Origin of the sequence: Janthinobacterium sp. NKUCC06_STL (genome assembly GCF_019345455.1) — a bacterium.
Taxonomy (GTDB): domain Bacteria; phylum Pseudomonadota; class Gammaproteobacteria; order Burkholderiales; family Burkholderiaceae_D; genus Janthinobacterium; species Janthinobacterium rivuli.
The window spans coordinates 1-17,226 of sequence record NZ_JAHKQY010000010.1; the positions used below are offsets into that span (position 1 = coordinate 1).

Genomic DNA, 17,226 nt, shown 5'->3' on the forward strand with positions numbered 1-17,226 from the left:
CAGCAAGGCTGCGCTAGGCAGTTACCAAGTCGCGCTGGCGATTGCGCAAAAGCTGGCGGCGGCCGATCCCGGCAACAGCGGGTTGCAGCACGACCTGGCGGTCTGCTACAAGAAAATGGGCGACATGCAAAGTGCGCAGGGCGACAGCAAGGCTGCGCTAGGCAGTTACCAAGTCGCGCTGGCGATTGCGCAAAAGCTGGCGGCGGCCGATCCCGGCAACAGCGGGTTGCAGCACGACCTGGCGGTCTGCTACAACAAAATGGGCGACATGCAAAGTGCGCAGGGCGACAGCAAGGCCGCCCTGGGCAATTACCAAGCCGCGCTGGCTATCCGGCAAAAGCTGGGATTGTAAGCCCATACCGCCAATTTTACTGTCTCCTTTTTGGACCTGTCGGGCTACAAGTGATTGGCGACAGATCGGCAGGCGCTCCTTGGGAGCTGACTCCCCAAGGGCAGAAACCGGAAGATCAATGACGGGGCAATTTCAGCCTTTGCGGACGAGGGAAAATAGCGGCGGTCTCGCGGCGGGAAAACTGTATAAATCGTTTAGAGGAAATTATGGTAGACAGAGAGTTACGACCACTATTCATCGAAATAAGGATCGCGGCGCTTGCCGGTAATTGTAAACTCGCAGCCGAGCTAGCGGCGCGCGGTGAGCTGATCATGGTCGGCACTGACACTGAGGTTGAGGCGGCTTGGGCTGATGTTGAAACGTTGTGTGCCAACGGATCGAGCCCATCCCATAAACATTAACGAGGCTAAGGAAATCTTGGCAATGATTGACCTGAACAAACTTAGCCGCCAGGCGCTGTCGGCGGCACATCAGATTGGGGCCAGGTTGGATCTTCTACTGACCACGTCCGCTACAGCGAGCCATTGCCGAAACGGCGCGGGCGCCGCAAGAACTGCCACTGTGGCTGCGGCAAGCGAGTCACGCATGCAGGAATGGCGAATGGTTTGTGCCTGGCACAAGGCTGTGAAATGTCCATGGCCCGCTGGGTCCGCACTGGATCAGTGTGTCCTGCCGGCACGGAACAGAAAAGCCTTGGCACAAACAAGATTTGATCGAGGAAAATCCCGGCGCCCAGGGTGTCCAGGATCGACTACAGAATTACGATGAAACAGCGGGGATAAAACGTGGGTATTGTTAGACAGATATGGGGAGCTTCGCGTGAAGACGTTATTAGTGTGGTCAGTACGGACGCGCGGGCGCGTCGCCCTGATGAATCTAAGCGAGCTCACCCGGAAAAAATTCGGGCAGATAAAATTCGGCGCTTAGATGAACGGGGTCCTGTCCATATGAGCGATGCTGGCTGGAGCCGTGTTCAAGAATTATTACATGCGGCGCAGGAACGCCCTGCTAGGAAGAAAAATCTGAAGAAGTCCTGAGCATTTAACTCGTAGAGGAAAACAGCGTCCAACGGCGCCCGTAGCTGACCGGCCGTTAGCATTGGAGATTCTGATGAAGCAACGTATGCGTAAAGCACTGCTGCAACACCGGCGCATTACGGCGCCGCCCTCGTTACATGGAGTTCCTGCGTTTCTGCTTGAGCCTGCACGGCCTTATGACATGACTTCGCCGGCTACGCGAAAGATCGGCTTTCTTCCTGTCATTGGCGAGCACCCGAGCAACCCCGATTTTGCGCTGCGGAGGCTGACCCAGCAGGCGGGTGTGAAGCTCCACAGGTTCGACCTGTAACCGCCACGGAAAACGCGCCCAGGGGCGCCCGTATGCTGGCCGGCCGCTGGCGCCAAAGGAATGACCATGACCTATAAGATTACGAAGGCCGTACTCCAAAAAGTAAATTCCGCTGCGTGCAGCGATCCACTTTTCAAAACTTTGGACGAGCATCAGGCACGTATGGCTAGTGATCCAGCAATACGCCGGCGTCGTGCAGAATCATGGAAAGCAATGATTCGTGGCATGGCGCCTGAGTGGGTGATCGGGTTGGTATTTAATTCGGTACTTTGGGCCTCTTCCGCTGGATTAGTATCACCAGAATTCTCGTTCGCAGGATGGGTAATTAGCTGCCTGATCGTTGCTGCAGCTTTCCGCCCATAACATCAAGGAAATCTGCATATGAAGTCTACCAGCGCTCCAATTGATCCGGCAACCATCCGTGAGGCGGATAAGGTCAAGCTGATCGCACTCTACGGTCGGGTGTGCCCGAGCGACGTACTTGCCAACGACGATCCGCGCCGTGACTGCATCGCTGCCGAGATGCTGGATATCGGCTTGGCTGATTCGCCCGATTCGGCGTTGCAAGTTATCGCCTGGTGGGACCCTTTGGTCGAGAACTTGAAGCCGATAGTTGCCAGCGTCCGTCGGTCCTTCCGGAATCTGAAACTGGAAGGCCAATACGGCGCTTGCGCGTGAGAGGAAAACGCCCAGCAGCACCCCACGGCCCGCATTGACGGGCCTTGTGCAGTGAGAAGGCCTGCAAGGTGCTTGGCCAGCAAGACGGACATAACATGAATCTCCCGCAAAACATGCAAGGTATTCTGAGCACGCCCGTTACCGAACAGGGCGTGCGGGAGTTCTTCGCTGGCCTGGTTGCGATCAACGACACGCTGATCTACAGTGCGCCAGCGCAAGTGGCCCTCGCAATCACGCCGAGTCTTGCGGGGTTGCTTGAGCAGTTCTGCGGCACCGATCCTCGATACAAACGGGTCATGGCCGATGTCTGGATCATTGATTACCAGGCAATCAAGGCCAACTTTCGATAACTCACGGAAAAGATCGCTATGAATGTCACTGAAGAAATGCTCGCTGCGGCGATGAAGAAGTTGGTTGAAACCGGTGTGCTGCCTAAGCATGTTGACGAAGCCACTTACTTAAAAAACTACGCAGGAGTGAAACTGGCGCTGCAATCCGCGCTCGACGTCGCTGGTCTGTAATCGAGGAAACCGCACCCTGATGGCGCCCACGTGCTGGCCTGTAGCTGGCACGAGGGCGGCTGACCGCCTCGCAGATAGCCTCGGCATCGGCCATATCGTTCTTGTTGGTCTTGGCGTAGGGCTTCACGAACTGCGGCGCCATCAAGCGCACGGTATGGCCCAGTGCCTGCAACTTGCGGGCCCAATGATGAGCACTGCCACACGCTTCCATCCCGATCAGGCAGGGTAACAGGCTCGTGAAGAACGCCATCATCTGGTCACGCTTGAGCTGCTTCTTCAGGACTGCTTTGCCTTGCGCATCCACGCCGTGGATTTGAAAAATCACCTTTGCCAAGTCGATGCCAATCGTAGTAATGTTCATGATGACGCCTCCCTCGATTCAAGTGGTTGTTTGATACTGCCACTTTGGCACACTTGATGCCGTTACGGCTGGGGGCGTCCATCCCATTGCTTACCGAAGTGATGTATCCGGCGCTGCAGCTTCGACCGACGCGGATGCGATGACCGCGCGCCGGCCACCCGACGTTTCCCAACGCCGCTTTGCGTCCCTGCGCTGCGTTCCGTGAGGCGTTGGTAGCGCGGCATTCTTACATGTTAATCTGGACGTGGAAGCCATGCCCACCATGCCCACCATACCCACCATGTCGCAGCGATATCCATGGCGCAACCTCATATACAAGGACGCACAAAATGCCAAACCCCAACAATCCAGATGACGCGCATCTCGCCACATTGCTAAGAACGCTGTTCAATACCAGCCCGTTTCATATGCTCATTACAGAGGGATTGCGGAACATTAACGGCAATCCAAACGGACATACCTGGGCCTGTACGCGCGACGGGAACAATTTATCGCTAGACGCGAGCGGGAGAATGCTCCGCGAAGGCAAGGAACTGATCGAAGCCGTAGTCGGACGGGTCATGTCGCAAAACGTGATACGGGAATTGGATGTGGACATCAGTGGCCAGGGCTTCTGTATCACCTTGATGGGACCTCCATCCACCGAGAATTGGGCGTGGACTGTGGCACGGCGCGAGTCTGTTCCCGAAGCAAGCCTACGGCCCATTGCCGTAAGTATTGACTTAGACAACGGCGATATACTGCAACCACTTAGGCTGGACATGGGACGGGCTGAGCCGGATGTGGAGGGAACATTCCGGCGTGGCTATCACCAGGCCGTCGCCGCGGTTGCCGAAGCGATGCGAAACGGCAACATTGGACCCGAGGAACTTGATGCGTGGGTTAATGGCAGCGGGTGGCGCTGGAGGAAAGAAACGACGCTTACACGTAAGCTGCTTCCGCCGACGATCGGCGGGTGAGGCACGGTTAATCGATAGGGGAGCGGTATGTGGACGTGGGGCGCGCCAGCGAGCGCGCGTTCCGGCAGCGCCGCATTCTCTTGGGCCAGCTGGTCGCGTTCGGCGCCGACGCCGACAAGCTTCCCCGCCAGCAGTTCCGCCTGGCCCTGCTGCGCCGCCAGCGCCATGCGCGCCTCGATTGCGTCCTGGCCAGCCCGTTCAAGCTTTGCCGCGACCGCTTCAGCGCTTACGTCGGCCTTGGCCAACCGGTGCGTTAGCTGCGCCCGCTTGGCCAGCACCGTGGCGAGTTCTTCCGGCGCCGCGCGCTCGTCGTCGACGCGTGCCGCAAGCTCGTGGCGCAGCTGGCCCAGCTGCTGCTGGGCGCTGGCCAAGTCGTCCTCTTGGACGCGCCCTGCAGCCGGGCCAGCGCTTCCGTCGTCTGCGCCAGATCGGCCGACAGCGACAACATGCCGCCATGGGCCTGGCACTGGCGCAGCTGCTCCTGCGCCGTTTCCAACGCCGCCAGGTGCTCGTCCCGCGCCAGCTCGATCTGGTGCTGCGCGTCGGGCCTCCACGCGCGAGTAGACGCCCTTGACGGCCTCCAGCAGATCCACCGGCAGGCCGGCCCCAGCGGCGGCCAGGATCGCACGGTGCTGGCCGCCGCCACGGCCGATAACACGCGCCGGGCCTACCGCTTCGCCGTGAACCACTACCTGGCGTGTGGCGGCGTGCTGTCGGCCGACGAAGCGGAAATCATCCGCTACCAGCTCGCCTACGCCGCGACGCTCAACCCGCGCACCCTGGCCCTGCGCCTGACCGGGTTTTCGCAGTGGGACGCCCATCAGGCATTCCCCGATCCTGCGTCGACGCCGACGGTGCACAAGACCCTGACCGGGATCGCGCGCACGCACGGCAGCCCGAAGAAGAAGGCCAAGGCGCTGTTGCAGATAGGGATCTTCGGGGGATTGCGCCGCAACGAGCTGGTCGTCATCGTGGTCGAGCACCTCAGCTGGACGCCGGAGGGCATCGAGATCATGCTGCCGCGATCGAGGACCGACCAGCTGGGCGAAGGGATCGTCAACGCGTCCCGTACAGCGACGGCCCTTGCTGCCCGGCGACGGCGCTGCGGGCCTGGCTCGACGCCGCCGGGCCTGTGTTACGGTCGATCAGCAAGTGGGGCGTGGTGGCGAACGCTGTCATGGGCGTGGGCAGCGTGAAATCGCCCCGGAGGACTGCGCGACGCTGACCCAGCTAGATTATGTGTTGGACTTGTCGAGTCACGGCCTGCGACGTGGCATGGCCACCAGCGCGCACCGTGCCGGCGCCGACTTCCACGACAGCAAGAAACAAGGTGGCTGGCGCCACGACGGCACGGTGCAGGGCTATATCAAGGAGGCCAGCCGATTCGAGGCGAACGCGGCTGGCAGTCTGCTGCGCACGCGGGTCAAACCGGGCTGATTCGGCCTTAGCGCCGGATAATCTCCGTTTTCCCCGATCGCCCCAATTTGGACGGCATCGCCTGCAGCCAGTGTGACTACATTCATTGATTTTTTTTTACTTATTACATGTTGTTCGTTATCGTTTCAATGATAATGAGTTGCCATTAAAAGTGTTTGGTCGTTGATACCGGCTTGATCAAATAGGGGAAAGAACATTGGCGGCATGCCCCGTCTCTGCAGACTGTTACCAGTCAGTAACTCGGCGACCGCACCGGCCACTCCATGTCCAACGTTCCAAATGTATTTCCCTCCCCGGAACGCATTCCGAATCTGCGGCTTGTCGCTTACTGCGGCGGCATAGCGCTGACCATCGGCGATCAAATTCTTACATAAGTGTTCCCATTCGCTGCCGATTACTTGTTCAGTTACCAAGTAAATCAATGGAAAAGCAAGTGCGAACCGAATATCAGATACTGCGTACCCTACCTCCAGCCAATGATGCGTGGGAAGTCGGTCAATGGCATAGGCGAATTGTATTAATTTTGTGTCACTCTGCGGTTTTTTTGATACATAGTCCACGATGGTTTCGAAAAAGCTGGTTTGCGTTAGGACGTTGTGTTGTACATTCGTGCCGTTCATGGCATCCCCCCCCCCCCAGTTGCTGCAAACAGTTGTAAACAGGTGATGCTATCGAGGCGCCAGCGGGTTCTCTATCGCCACAAGGACTATTGATGACACCGGCGTCGTAATGTTCATTTTTATGCAGAATGCTGCTCAATCACAAGGTGCTGAAATATTTGGTGGTTAGGGATTTTGTGATGTATTATTAAAGATTTAATATAATTTAGTAATGGTTAAAATGCTAGTATGAAAGAATATACGGGGAGAAACATCGTGATGGACGTGCGATATCCTGGATGATGGGGAAGACCATGTACCGGGGTATCAATATGCCGGATGTGGAAAATGACAATAAATGGAGGGTGGCTGGCAGAAACCAATGGATTGGGAATGTGCATTTATCGCCCGCTGCTAGTGACGATGAGTAATAGGGACTGTCCAGATCAACGCTGAAACCATCCAGCGTGTTGCTTTATGAAGTGATGAAAATCACTGGTTTATGGGGATTCATCGCTAAGTTGTGGGTGCTTGCGATTCCTGCGCCGCCCCATTGATCGCATCGATATTATGGCGTTTACCGATTGGCAACGCCGGCTGCATGCCAGAGCTACATTACCGGACGGGGACCATGATGATCCCGTATGGCGCCGATATGTCCAGCACAGCTACTTCGAAATCGGATCTCCGTCGGAAACGCTTCGCGACGGACGAACCCTAGACGGGTTGCTGGAAGTTGCCAAGTCGTTGACCCTTTCCGCCGGCAGGTTTTCGTGTTTCTCAGCAGGCGGGTGCCGCAGAGCCGGCGCCTTTCTGGCCACACCGATGCAGTCGGTATTGTGCCATCGTTCGTCACGCTGGTTGAAGTCCTCAATCCACTGGGTCAGTCTGCAGCGCATTACACGCGTGAAGAAGGCGGGAAAGAGGGCGACGATGAACATCACCGGATACGACGCCGGCAAGGATAAACTGTCTTTATCCCAAGCCAATTGATAGTAGGGTCTACGCAAATTCAAGTGGTGCCGGCCATGGTATGCGTGGTTGAGTGTCACGCATGCCTGTATCCAGCAACCATCCTCCCATGCAAATCCAAAGTCCCTCAGTTCTGGCGTCTCTCTCTCCGATAAGCCCCAATGCTGGAGGTACGTGATTGCCTGAATGGTGAATGCGGTTCCCACAACTTGGAACAGGTAAATACCAAGCCCGGTGGTGCCCGCGAACAAAAAGAATCCTGTGGCGATTAGCAAAGGTATAGGCGCTTTGCGCAACAGCCGATTTGAATGCCAGGAAAGGTTCATTCGCTTGAGCCGACTAACCTCGAATTGCCAGGCTGTCGTCAGCGAATCCCGGTAGCGCCTCATAGCAAAGCAGTAGATGGAGGTCCCAGGTATGGCCGCGTCGCCACCATAATAATGGCCGGTGCGCGCGTGGTGGCTCAGGTGTTCTTCGGCAAAATAGAAGTAGCCGATCGATGCATCCAGCAGGCCTCCCAGCTTTCTGTCAACACTGCTCGCCGCATGGATCAGTTCGTGCGCAATGGCAGTGTTCAATGAGCACACTATCCATAGAGACAAATTAAATCCAATGTATGCGGGGATTGTCATTGACCGGGTGGCGAGTGTCCAGACCACCCAGGGCACCACCAGCGCCCAAGTCAGGCAATACAGGCGAGGAACACTGTTGAGGTACAGGACCAGCCAACGTGATGGGGACTGAATAGCTGGCGACATGTCGTTGCCGATGAAGTGCCGCAACAGGGGCAGCGCCGCGAAAAAGAACAGCACGGACAGCCAGGGGAAGTCCAAGTATGTGCCGAGAACCAGCAATGCCTGAGGCAGCAAGGATAGGATATATCCCGCATTTTTAAGCGGTACCCCGCGCATCGTCATTGCCTGCTCCTCCTTCACACGGGGCAATCAACTGCTTCCACAATACACCAGGGTGAAACGCAGCATATTAGCCCAGCAACCCAAGAGTTTCTGCTTTGCTGACCGCTTGGTCAATCTTGTCAACATTGAGCTTTTCCTTAATCGAATTGAGCCGCTTGTACGCGGCCGACAATTTAATATCAAAGAGCGCAGCTATCTCAATGGCAACTCTTCCATTCTTGGATAGTTGTAAAGTTTCTATTTCTTCTTCCTCAAGGCTATACCTTCGCATCGCCTGTTGTTTAAGCCGGTTGTTCCACCATAGAAGAAGTTCCGTGCCCAGAGCGCCAAACTGCACACGCTGCTGCATGAGCAGAGGCTCGCCGATTTCGGTCGGTAATTCCGATCCGATGTACAGCAGTCCCATCCGCTTACTTGCCTCCATGCTTGTGTGGGTTGGCACCACCAAGCCACTGCGAAATCCATGCTGGGCGCAGATCTGAAGCAATTCCGCTTGACCCGGTGTCTGTACCTTGATTTTTGAACCTAGGAGCGGCGCGCTGCTGGTACGTGCATACTCGAAAAACGGATCATTCATCATCCACTTGCGCTTGCTGTATAGGGCGCAAAGTTCAGGGCTACAGCCGATAAAATATCGAAAGCTTTCGCTCGTCATGTCCTGAACTGATGGTAAAAACATGCTGTACACAAACCACTGCGCTCCAAGCATTTCGACCACTTTCTTGACCAACTCATTCGCTTCATTTTCTGTCGCACAGTCGGCAAGCTGAGAGATCACGTCCATTGAGGACGTTGAAACATGCGGAATTTTCATTTGTTTCCTCCAAGGCGACAGGCATGTTACGGACCCACTTATTGGAACTAACAACGGATTGCCACTGGCGAGTAACATAAAAAACAGCTTCGACTTCTTACTTGTTCGACATGATAATATCTGGGCTGATTATCATCCCTCTAATCATCTTGATCTTGCACGGTGCTATCGAATATTAACTTTCGACATTTTCCACACTGAATAGATAATAATTGTGCCACCGTTGGCGATTCCTGCCACGTAAAGGATGTTTCTCCAAAACACATCTGACAGTCTTTTGTCAGTAGAGCGAACTGCTTCCCGCAATTCTCGCATTGACATTCATGTTGCACATCTGTATCCAATAATTCCAGGTCATCATCATATTGATGTTCGCAGTAGGGGCATGAAAATCCGAGGGATAAATTCATAATGTGTAGATTCTATTTTGGCACAGTTCATTGAATGAATTTTATGGTTTCTTTCATGGTGTTTGGCCACGTCGCTAAAAACGCAGACAAGGATTTACCTCCATTAATCTTCTATAAAGTGAAGTATTATGGTTCGACGGCAATACAGGTAAGTCCACACTTCGATTTTAGCTCCATATGACCGGCTTGCTTTGACGAGCATCTAATGCCGTGAAACTCAATGGCCTGCGTTTGCGGTATCTCTTTTCCTAATGGTTACGCATTGCCTGGTTTTTGCAGCAGAGTGCCCAAGCGCCAAGTTCGGCCGCAGAAAGGTCGTACAACGCTTGCTTTAGCACTTTCAGCAACCTGCATTGCGCAACTAATTGGTCAGTTTGCATCTTCAGGCATTCCACCCTGCTGCCTTTTGGGCATAGTTTAGTTGCTCATAGTCAATCATCAAGTTGGTTGGCAATTTGTGCCATAGACTTGGGTATCAAGCAGGTTGGCTTGTTGGCTTAAATCATCAATTTTCGCTCACTGGAAGCGTGCGCGCTTCATGTTGGTTCTCTTGATCGGCTTGTCCATACGTCCGGACTTACCAAGCTGATATGCCCGCGTCATGATCGTGTGAATTGTTCGCTCCAGCGCGAAACTTACTTGCTCCGGTCCAATTTTTACGTAATTTTCAATCAGGAATTTTTCATCGGAAGTAGTCCATGGTGTTTTTTGCCTGCCATGGTAATCAGCGTGAAATTTCATACGACCGTATGTATCATAGTTCACCGGGACTTGTTCATCTTTGGATGTCATAGGTTTTTTAACGGAAAGATATCATCAGATATTGCTCCGAAAAAACATGGTCCTTCAGACCTGGGAGAACCGACGTCGACCGCAGAGCGGTCGCAGCCTCTGTCACGGGTTATGCAGAAAGCGTCGTTTTCCATGCATAACCGTTACCGTCGGCACGCTGCAATTGACGGCAACGCCTGTGCGCGATGCCTTGCACCGTCACCGTGCCGGCCTTCTGAATTCCAGGCGCCGAGCCACTGAATATAATATGCATCGCATAGGATCGTTGCTGCTGCATCAACTAAATTTCCGCTAAGTTATTAAACCGTCTCCAAGAAGAATATTATAGAATTTTTATCAGCGAAGCTTCTTTATAATATTTTCATTGTTTTGTCTAATAATTTTACCGGTTGGATGAATGGAGGTCTTTGAATTATTTGTTCCGTATGAATCAACAAGTTCCCACAGTACTTTGATGGGGTGATAGCCGAGATTGCAAGGCGAAACTATAGCCACAATAATTGACCACACTATTATTGTCATAATTAGCGTGAACGGTGGTACAAAAAATAATTGGGCAATTGTTAGATATCCAGTTATTAGAGCGAAGGCGGCATTAGTTACTCCAAAAGCGCCGATAGCTGCAACTGCAGTCATAATAGTAACTACTAGTTTGCCAAATGTAGAGGGTTTTTCTTCTTTAACATTGCTTCTCCAAAAGAAAACTATGACCATGCTCATCAAAAATGTCCAAATATAAACGCATGCGAGAGCAAAAAAATAATATATGAAAGAAAGAGCTAAAAACATTGAATTGCATTCGTTGAATAGTTCCACTATCGTATCAAAGAAGAATTTTCCCAAGCCATAGCCAATAGCGGCTACGCTTAATGTGGCAGGAACTGAGTATGGTATTTTTTTCATGGCCGTAATTTTCAGTAAATTGTTGCATATTTTAACAGCGACATAACTTATATTTTTACCAATCTATAAATTTTTATCGATGTGCCAATACTAGTACTATGTTATCGCAATTAAATTTGTGATATTGCATTTTATTATCATTGAAATTGTGCCATCACTTGCAATTATTATAAATTCCAAGAATTGTTATGTATTTTTTTTGCATCATTATTTCTTTGTTGAATGATAAACGAAATTATTTAATGTTACGTCTTCTTTTAGTGATGAATTGTTGATATTCCGTAGTTTTCTATTCAAATATGTTCTGGTGCAGGTAGTTCTATGGGTTCGGTCGCGCCGACTAGTTTGCTAATATCACTGCTAACGGTGTCGATTTCGTTACCCGATTTATTGGTCATGATTTTTATGTCGGTTGACTGAACAGTTTCAACAATATCAACGTCGGCAACTTTATTCTCCGACGCAAAATCACTAGATGATGAATGGTCGGTTTGGTCTCCAGGGTTTTTTTTCCCAGTGGCAGTTGTTTCGGAATTGACAATAGCGGCGCTTTTCTTCTGCAGGCTGCTCTTGAGCGTACGGACGACGCTGGCAACGGCACGGACTGACTTTTTAAAAAAGGTTTTCTTGATGTTGAGCTGGCTTTCTGAAATTAATTCATCGATCGCCATCGTTTCAAGCATAGGCATCAGTTGGTCGATCTTGCCTGTCAACTCCAACAGTCGACGTCCAATTTTACCCAGCACACGTGCCTCAAGTGTAAGGGGGACGATCGTATAGGTTGCCAGTGAGTCGATATTGTGTTTGCGAAGTTCCTGCTCGACCCTGACCATTTCCTTGTCAACGATATTGATTTTTTCCTGGACAAGATCAAAAACCTGTTTTTCGACCAGCTCGATATCGGCGTCAGGTAAGGACAGGCGCGCAATTTTGGAAATGTAGTGCATGTGGAGCTGTGTGATATCAAAATAGCGGAGGAAAAGACGCTTTCCTTCTGGGCTCGAAAGGCTCATTTTGACGATACGACCGGCTGACTCGACTGGAGAAAGTGACGCCGGTGCCTGACGTTCCAGCAGTTTTTGATTCATCTCGCCGTGATCCTGACGGATTACGCTGACGTTGCCGTTTGACGGATTCATCATATGTTGCTCCGAAAAACCCGGTCCTTCAGGGCCGGGAGGACAGGAGCCGACCGCTGAGCGGTCGCAGCCTCTGTCACGGGTTGTGGAAAAAGCGTCGGTTGCCACGCATAGTCGTAACCGTCAGCACGCTGCAGCAGCCGGCAACACCGGTGCGCGAAACCTTGCATAGTCCCGGCACCGGCCAGGCCCGAATGAATGTTGAAATTGTTCGTCATGCGGATGGAGACGCGGCCTTTGTGCACACCCCGGCGCCTGCCGGATGGTACCGTCGACATCACCATGTGGCCGGTGCGGAATCCTAAAGCCGTCTTCTTCAGCGTCAGGTAGGCGCGCGGGAAGCCGAACCGGCCGAGCCGGGTCTTGCAGCGCGAACCCCGCCCGGTGCAGGTGGCGCGCAGGGTTGACACATGCGTGCCGCGCATGTCGCGCACCACGCCCATGCCCACGCAGGCAGCGTCCAGCGCATGCGTCTTGACCAGGCCGAGCCGGCTGCGGTTCCACTTCGTACGCCCGCCGGTCCCTGTCTGCACTGGAAGACCGGTCTTTTCCAGTGCAGACAGCAGTACCCAGCGCGTGGCATTGTCGGCGGCCGCATCGCGTAGCGGCATCGTCGCAAACTGCAGTAGGCGTGCCAGCCTGGCCGAAGCGTTCGCCAGGAACACCTGGATATCTTGCGCGGCTTTTTGCCTGTTGCACGGTCCGCACACCAGTGTCAGATTGCTCACGCGGTTCGAACTGCCGGTGGCACTCACATGCATGTGTTCTATCTGCAGCAGGACATCGGTCGCGTCGCAATAAGCGCAGGTGCGATGAAATTTCTCGAGCAGGTATTCGCGTACTTCGTAGCCCACCAGCGTCTCCTGCTGATACCAGACGCCGCTGATGTCGGGATTCTGCAGCAGTTGAGTGTCGAAGCTCACCAGTTCCTGGGCCAGGTGCGTGACCGGCGCCAGGCGGCGCAGTCGGGCGACCCACGCCGGGGGCGAATCGAGGGGAAGCCGCAAGGACGGCGGCAGCCAGCCCTTCGGTTTGCTGCCGTTGTTGAACCGCAGTGCACGGTAGCGAAGATTACCGCGGCGCCCGCCCCGCAAGGCCGCGCGGGAGTGCAGGGCATCACGGATGGCGGCACCGCGGTGCGCCAGCGCGAGAAGGAACCGGATGTGCATGACCTGTTCGGCCACGCCGTCAGCGTCGACGGTGTCCTCGATAGTGCAGAGCGCCAAGCCGGTGGTCTTGCTGCCGGGGGCGAGTGACAACCGCAGGGGCTGTAAGACGCTGGTTTCGAGAAGACAGTCGACAAGCCGGATGCAGAACGGAAACAACCCATGCACCCGTGTACGCCCGGCCGTGAGCAGTGCGCGCGCGCGCTTCGGGCTGCACGGCATGAGCGGTCGTTTGTTTCTATCCAAAACGAAGACTGGCATGCCAGTTCCCTCCTTTCTGCCCCTTCCTTACTAGGTGTCACTGAAACCCGTGGCCGGTGCGCTTACGCGCCTTGTGACGGAAACAGCGGATTTACTGCCTCGCTCTCCTTGAGAATGTTGCAAGCCGGCGTAGGTCTTGTACCTACTTGCAACATAGTGCCGGTGGGCTTTCTCTCTCTTGCACTGTCTCGGGTGAACCTGAGCTATCGAGGCTTTCGTCTTTCAAGCTCTGCCCTTTAGGGCGGTTAGTTAACGTTCAGCCTCCCAACGCTCGTTTGCAACTGCGTAGCTCCATGTTGAACCATTTTTCTCTATGTTGTTGACCAATAAACTCGCGTTTTTACGCTTTATTTGGATTTACATTGTGATTTGATGAACCAGGGTAATTTTCTTCTGTTGATGGTGGTGTAGGGCATCTCTCAAACCACCGAAAACTGCTTGGAAAATAATTTCGTAAAGAATATCGCTGAAAAAAAATGTGCGGAGCAGAGTCAATCTGCACAACGTTGACAGGGGGCAGTCCTTGCCGCCTCTTTCTGTCGTCCAGTGATTTGCCTGGCCAGCTGCGAGACCTCGGTTGACTTGGTCGCAGCGCGCGCGATCATCGAAGTGCGAGGTAACTCGCGCATCCAAAAAAAGGAGCAGACATGAACCATAGTGATATAGCGGTGCGGGATGCCCAGCCCGTTCCGGTGACCGTGCTTGGGCATCGGCAAAAACGCATCCCGACTGGCGGCAAAATCCATGCAGGCATTCAGATACTGACACCGGTTGCGGCGAAGGATCCTGAAATCGTGGAGATTTACCAGCAGGGAGTGAGCCAGAATCTCTCATTTCAGAGAATTTCTCAGCTGATCCTTGATCAGTTTCCGCAGATCAAAAGGCCCTTGGTACCTAAGAATGTTCCTTGGTTTACCGTCCGTCCGGAAGATTTCCCCAATCGTGAAATTGCCGGGCAGATCATGGATTTGTACGGTGAGGACCGCGGCGAAGGGAGGCGCCTGTACAAATTCCCGGTGATATTTCCCACTGATACGTGGCAAGTCATCATGCCACATGAGCTGGTGACCTGGAGCGCTAGCGAGAAACGGTACTGGAGCGAGTACTCCGACGATGGTCGAACACGGCATTGCATGATGTTCGCGCCGGCAAAGGTAGAGGCGGGTAGCAAGCGTATCATCCGCACTTTCGGCGGACGAGCAAAGCAACTGCGTCCTGAAAACAACGGCATTTGCGATCCTGAATGCTGCCCGCAATTCCAGGCCCGGCAATGCAATCTGTCTGGGCGTTTTGTGTTCTATATCCCTGGAATCAAATCAATCGATGCATTTGAGTTGGCGACCAACAGCTTTTATGCGATGAGCCGTGCCATCGAACGGTTTGAGGCATTGTCCTTTATGCGCGGCGGGAAAATCGGCGGGTACCTTGACTCAAATCGATCAACCTTCTACATCACAAAGATGTTGCGCGACGTATCACGTATCGGCGATGACGGGCGGCCCGTGAAGACATCCAACTGGATCATTGAGCTTCAGGCGCCCATCGACGTCGCCATGCTGCTCACGAATCAGGACGATTGGGAAACGCTGCAGCTGGCGGACCAATCGGAAAAAGTGCTCAATGGCATGAGTCATGGGGATTATGAACATGACGCCGTTGTCTACGCTGAATGCGGGGCGGCGTCCGGCTCTGTCAATGGTATAGAGGAGGATGGCGAGGTTGCCAGCGCGGTGAACCAGAACGCGAAGAACGAGGAGGGGAGCGACATACCGGCCGACTTGAGGACAATATGGTCGTTGGTAAGCGACGTCGGGATCGCGCAGCGCGATTTCGAGAGCTATGCGGCCAAGGTGTGGGGTAGTGGTTGGCACATCAACCCGCGTGGGCGCGCCCGCGTACTCGATGAATTGACGCGCTATGCGAACCATCCTGAGGGGTTGAAAGACAAGGTCGAGTCTGTCATTGGATCGGTATAGCTCGTCCTTTCGCAGGAGCACGATTATCTAAATTCTATCGTGCTCGCTGAACGACACACGCGCTTAGTATTGGATCGAATGGTTTTCTGACCTTCATGCAAGGAAACACTGTGCGCGATTTGCGTATAGGCAGATGTTGGTATGGCCGTTAAGCGCAATGCTCGTTCCATAGCTCGCTTTCAATGCCTGATACCGTTGGAAACCTCTGCTGCATTTGCAGTGCGAACCGTATTTTGTTGATGGGATGTTGCCACCATTGCGCGAACTTGATTCGTGCAAGCGTCGTGAAAACATGGAGATACCGGCGATGCTACACCGCCCTTTCAAACAGGAGATATCCTATGAGCATCCTTATTGCGCACGCCTCGGATTTGCATTACGCCTCGAATACCCTTGAAGAAGTGGATCGCTGTTTTTCATTCGCAGTTAACTCGGCAATCGAACGCAAAGCGGCTGCGATGATCATTACAGGTGATGCAACAGATCACGCCCTGGAGGCCCACTGTCCCGCCTATGACGCTCTGGCGGCCAATATTCGGCGTATGGCCGATCACTGCCCGGTACTACTGTTACAAGGTACATATTCCCATGAGCCACCCGGCACGCTCGACGTGTTCCGCTACCTCGGCGGGCGTTACCCCATACACGTCGCGGACCGCATCGAACAAGTGGCGCTGACGACCGACGGCGAATGGGTTGCGTCATACAACACGCGGTTTGATGTCCTACCGGATAACACAATGTTGTTGTGTACGTGTGTGCCCACGGTGAACAAGGCGGTGGTCGCATCGAGTGTCGGCGCCGAGAACGCCAGCGGGGCCGTCGGTGAAGAGTTGTCCAAGCTGCTGGCCGGATTCGGACCGATCAACCGGCGTGCGCGCGCTGCTGGTATTCCTACCGTTGGGTTGTCGCATGGAACCGTTTACGGCTGTCTCACCGAGCATGGCGTGCCAATGGCTGGATTTGATCATGAGTTTACGACCGGGGTTTTGTTTTCTGCCGACGCCAGTGCCTTCATGCTGGGCCATATTCACAAGCACCAAACCTGGTCACGCAGTGACCACGTGATCGCCTATCCGGGATCAATCGGGTGTCTGCACTATGGCGAACAGGGGGAGAAAGGTTTCTTGATGTGGGAGGTCGGTGCCGACGGTGCCCAATTCACACTTGTTCCGACCCCTGCCCGGCGGACGGAGGATGTTGAGTTTCCTGGATTGCCTGACATGGCTGTTTTACGCGCAATGGTCGAAAGCCAATCGATGGAAGGCCGTTGGATCAGAGTACGGTGGCAATGTCCTGAAGAAGACCGTCATCAGGTTTGTCGTGCTGAAATCGCGAGTTTATTCGCTGGCGCCGCAGGCTTGAAGATGGAAGGACGGACCATTCCGGTGTTACGGACCCGTGCCAGTGGAATCGCGCGCGCACCGACCTTGGAGGCGCAGGTGGCAGTGTGGGCACAGACAGTGGAAGCTGCGGTTGGACCCCTGATCGATACACTGCATCAGCTTCAAAACAACAGTGCGGAGAGCATCGTCGTCAATATCCTGGATGCAGCGGCAGACCATGCACGGCCCACAGCAAGCGGGGATGGGAACCGGGAGATCGCGGCGTAACGAACAGCA

The 17,226-nt window shown here is 54.0% G+C and carries 17 protein-coding genes and 1 pseudogene; 9 read left to right on the top strand and 9 right to left on the bottom strand.

Features of this window, described 5'->3' with window-relative positions; translation table 11 throughout:
* The 5 genes from KO539_RS24050 to KO539_RS24070 form a co-directional block, all read left to right on the top strand.
* On the top strand, positions 1-352 hold a 352-nt coding region (locus KO539_RS24050), incomplete at its 5' end, for a tetratricopeptide repeat protein (protein WP_219312223.1).
* A 1,110-nt stretch (positions 353-1,462) separates the two neighbouring features.
* Complete coding sequence (locus KO539_RS24055) at positions 1,463-1,699, top strand: hypothetical protein (protein WP_219312225.1); 237 nt, start codon at positions 1,463-1,465, stop codon at positions 1,697-1,699.
* Between the two features lie 66 nt (positions 1,700-1,765).
* The gene (locus tag KO539_RS24060) at positions 1,766-2,062 is read left to right on the top strand and encodes a hypothetical protein (protein WP_219312227.1); all 297 of its coding nucleotides are present in this window, start codon (positions 1,766-1,768) and stop codon (positions 2,060-2,062) included.
* Positions 2,063-2,080: 18 nt separating this feature from the next.
* Positions 2,081-2,377 (top strand): hypothetical protein, encoded by a 297-nt coding sequence (locus KO539_RS24065; RefSeq protein WP_219312229.1) that lies wholly within the window; start codon positions 2,081-2,083, stop codon positions 2,375-2,377.
* 95 nt (positions 2,378-2,472) lie between these two features.
* The gene (locus KO539_RS24070) at positions 2,473-2,727 is read left to right on the top strand and encodes a hypothetical protein (RefSeq protein ID WP_219312231.1); all 255 of its coding nucleotides are present in this window, start codon (positions 2,473-2,475) and stop codon (positions 2,725-2,727) included.
* A gap of 222 nt (positions 2,728-2,949) precedes the next feature.
* Here the strand turns inward: KO539_RS24070 and KO539_RS24075 are convergent.
* Together KO539_RS24075 and KO539_RS24080 are read right to left on the bottom strand one after the other, a co-directional pair.
* Positions 2,950-3,259: pseudogene (locus KO539_RS24075) on the bottom strand (transposase); the annotation flags it as partial.
* An 808-nt stretch (positions 3,260-4,067) separates the two neighbouring features.
* Entirely contained in the window at positions 4,068-4,589 is a 522-nt protein-coding gene (locus KO539_RS24080) for a hypothetical protein (RefSeq protein WP_219312232.1), read from the bottom strand.
* 75 nt (positions 4,590-4,664) lie between these two features.
* Between KO539_RS24080 and KO539_RS30330 the strand changes: the two genes are divergently transcribed.
* The gene (locus KO539_RS30330) at positions 4,665-5,414 is read left to right on the top strand and encodes a hypothetical protein (RefSeq protein WP_257626431.1); all 750 of its coding nucleotides are present in this window, start codon (positions 4,665-4,667) and stop codon (positions 5,412-5,414) included.
* Positions 5,415-5,460: 46 nt separating this feature from the next.
* A complete protein-coding gene (locus KO539_RS30335; protein ID WP_257626432.1) occupies positions 5,461-5,655 on the top strand; it encodes a hypothetical protein in 195 nt (64 codons plus the stop codon).
* 125 nt (positions 5,656-5,780) lie between these two features.
* Here the strand turns inward: KO539_RS30335 and KO539_RS24090 are convergent, their stop codons facing one another.
* From KO539_RS24090 to iscB, 7 genes are all read right to left on the bottom strand, one after another.
* Positions 5,781-6,275: a hypothetical protein gene (locus tag KO539_RS24090; protein WP_219312234.1), complete on the bottom strand. Its 495-nt coding sequence runs from the start codon at positions 6,273-6,275 to the stop codon at positions 5,781-5,783.
* Positions 6,276-6,922: 647 nt separating this feature from the next.
* A complete protein-coding gene (locus tag KO539_RS24095) occupies positions 6,923-8,143 on the bottom strand; it encodes a fatty acid desaturase (RefSeq protein WP_257626433.1) in 1,221 nt (406 codons plus the stop codon).
* A gap of 67 nt (positions 8,144-8,210) precedes the next feature.
* Positions 8,211-8,957 (bottom strand): autoinducer binding domain-containing protein, encoded by a 747-nt coding sequence (locus KO539_RS24100; protein WP_219312236.1) that lies wholly within the window; start codon positions 8,955-8,957, stop codon positions 8,211-8,213.
* A gap of 926 nt (positions 8,958-9,883) precedes the next feature.
* Positions 9,884-10,159 (bottom strand): hypothetical protein, encoded by a 276-nt coding sequence (locus tag KO539_RS24105; protein ID WP_219312238.1) that lies wholly within the window; start codon positions 10,157-10,159, stop codon positions 9,884-9,886.
* Positions 10,160-10,495: 336 nt separating this feature from the next.
* Positions 10,496-11,062, bottom strand: a complete 567-nt coding sequence (locus tag KO539_RS24110) for a hypothetical protein (RefSeq protein WP_219312240.1) — start codon at positions 11,060-11,062, stop codon at positions 10,496-10,498.
* Positions 11,063-11,355: 293 nt separating this feature from the next.
* Entirely contained in the window at positions 11,356-12,204 is an 849-nt protein-coding gene (locus KO539_RS24115; protein WP_219312241.1) for a hypothetical protein, read from the bottom strand.
* Complete coding sequence (gene iscB / locus KO539_RS24120) at positions 12,201-13,628, bottom strand: RNA-guided endonuclease IscB (protein ID WP_219312243.1); 1,428 nt, start codon at positions 13,626-13,628, stop codon at positions 12,201-12,203. Before iscB ends, KO539_RS24115 begins: the two co-directional genes overlap by 4 nt.
* Positions 13,629-14,275: 647 nt before the next feature.
* Between iscB and KO539_RS24125 the strand changes: the two genes are divergently transcribed.
* Positions 14,276-15,604, top strand: coding sequence for a hypothetical protein (locus KO539_RS24125; protein ID WP_219312245.1), 1,329 nt, complete (start codon positions 14,276-14,278; stop codon positions 15,602-15,604).
* A gap of 341 nt (positions 15,605-15,945) precedes the next feature.
* Complete coding sequence (locus KO539_RS24130) at positions 15,946-17,217, top strand: metallophosphatase family protein (protein WP_219312247.1); 1,272 nt, start codon at positions 15,946-15,948, stop codon at positions 17,215-17,217.
* Positions 17,218-17,226: the final 9 nt, after the last annotated feature.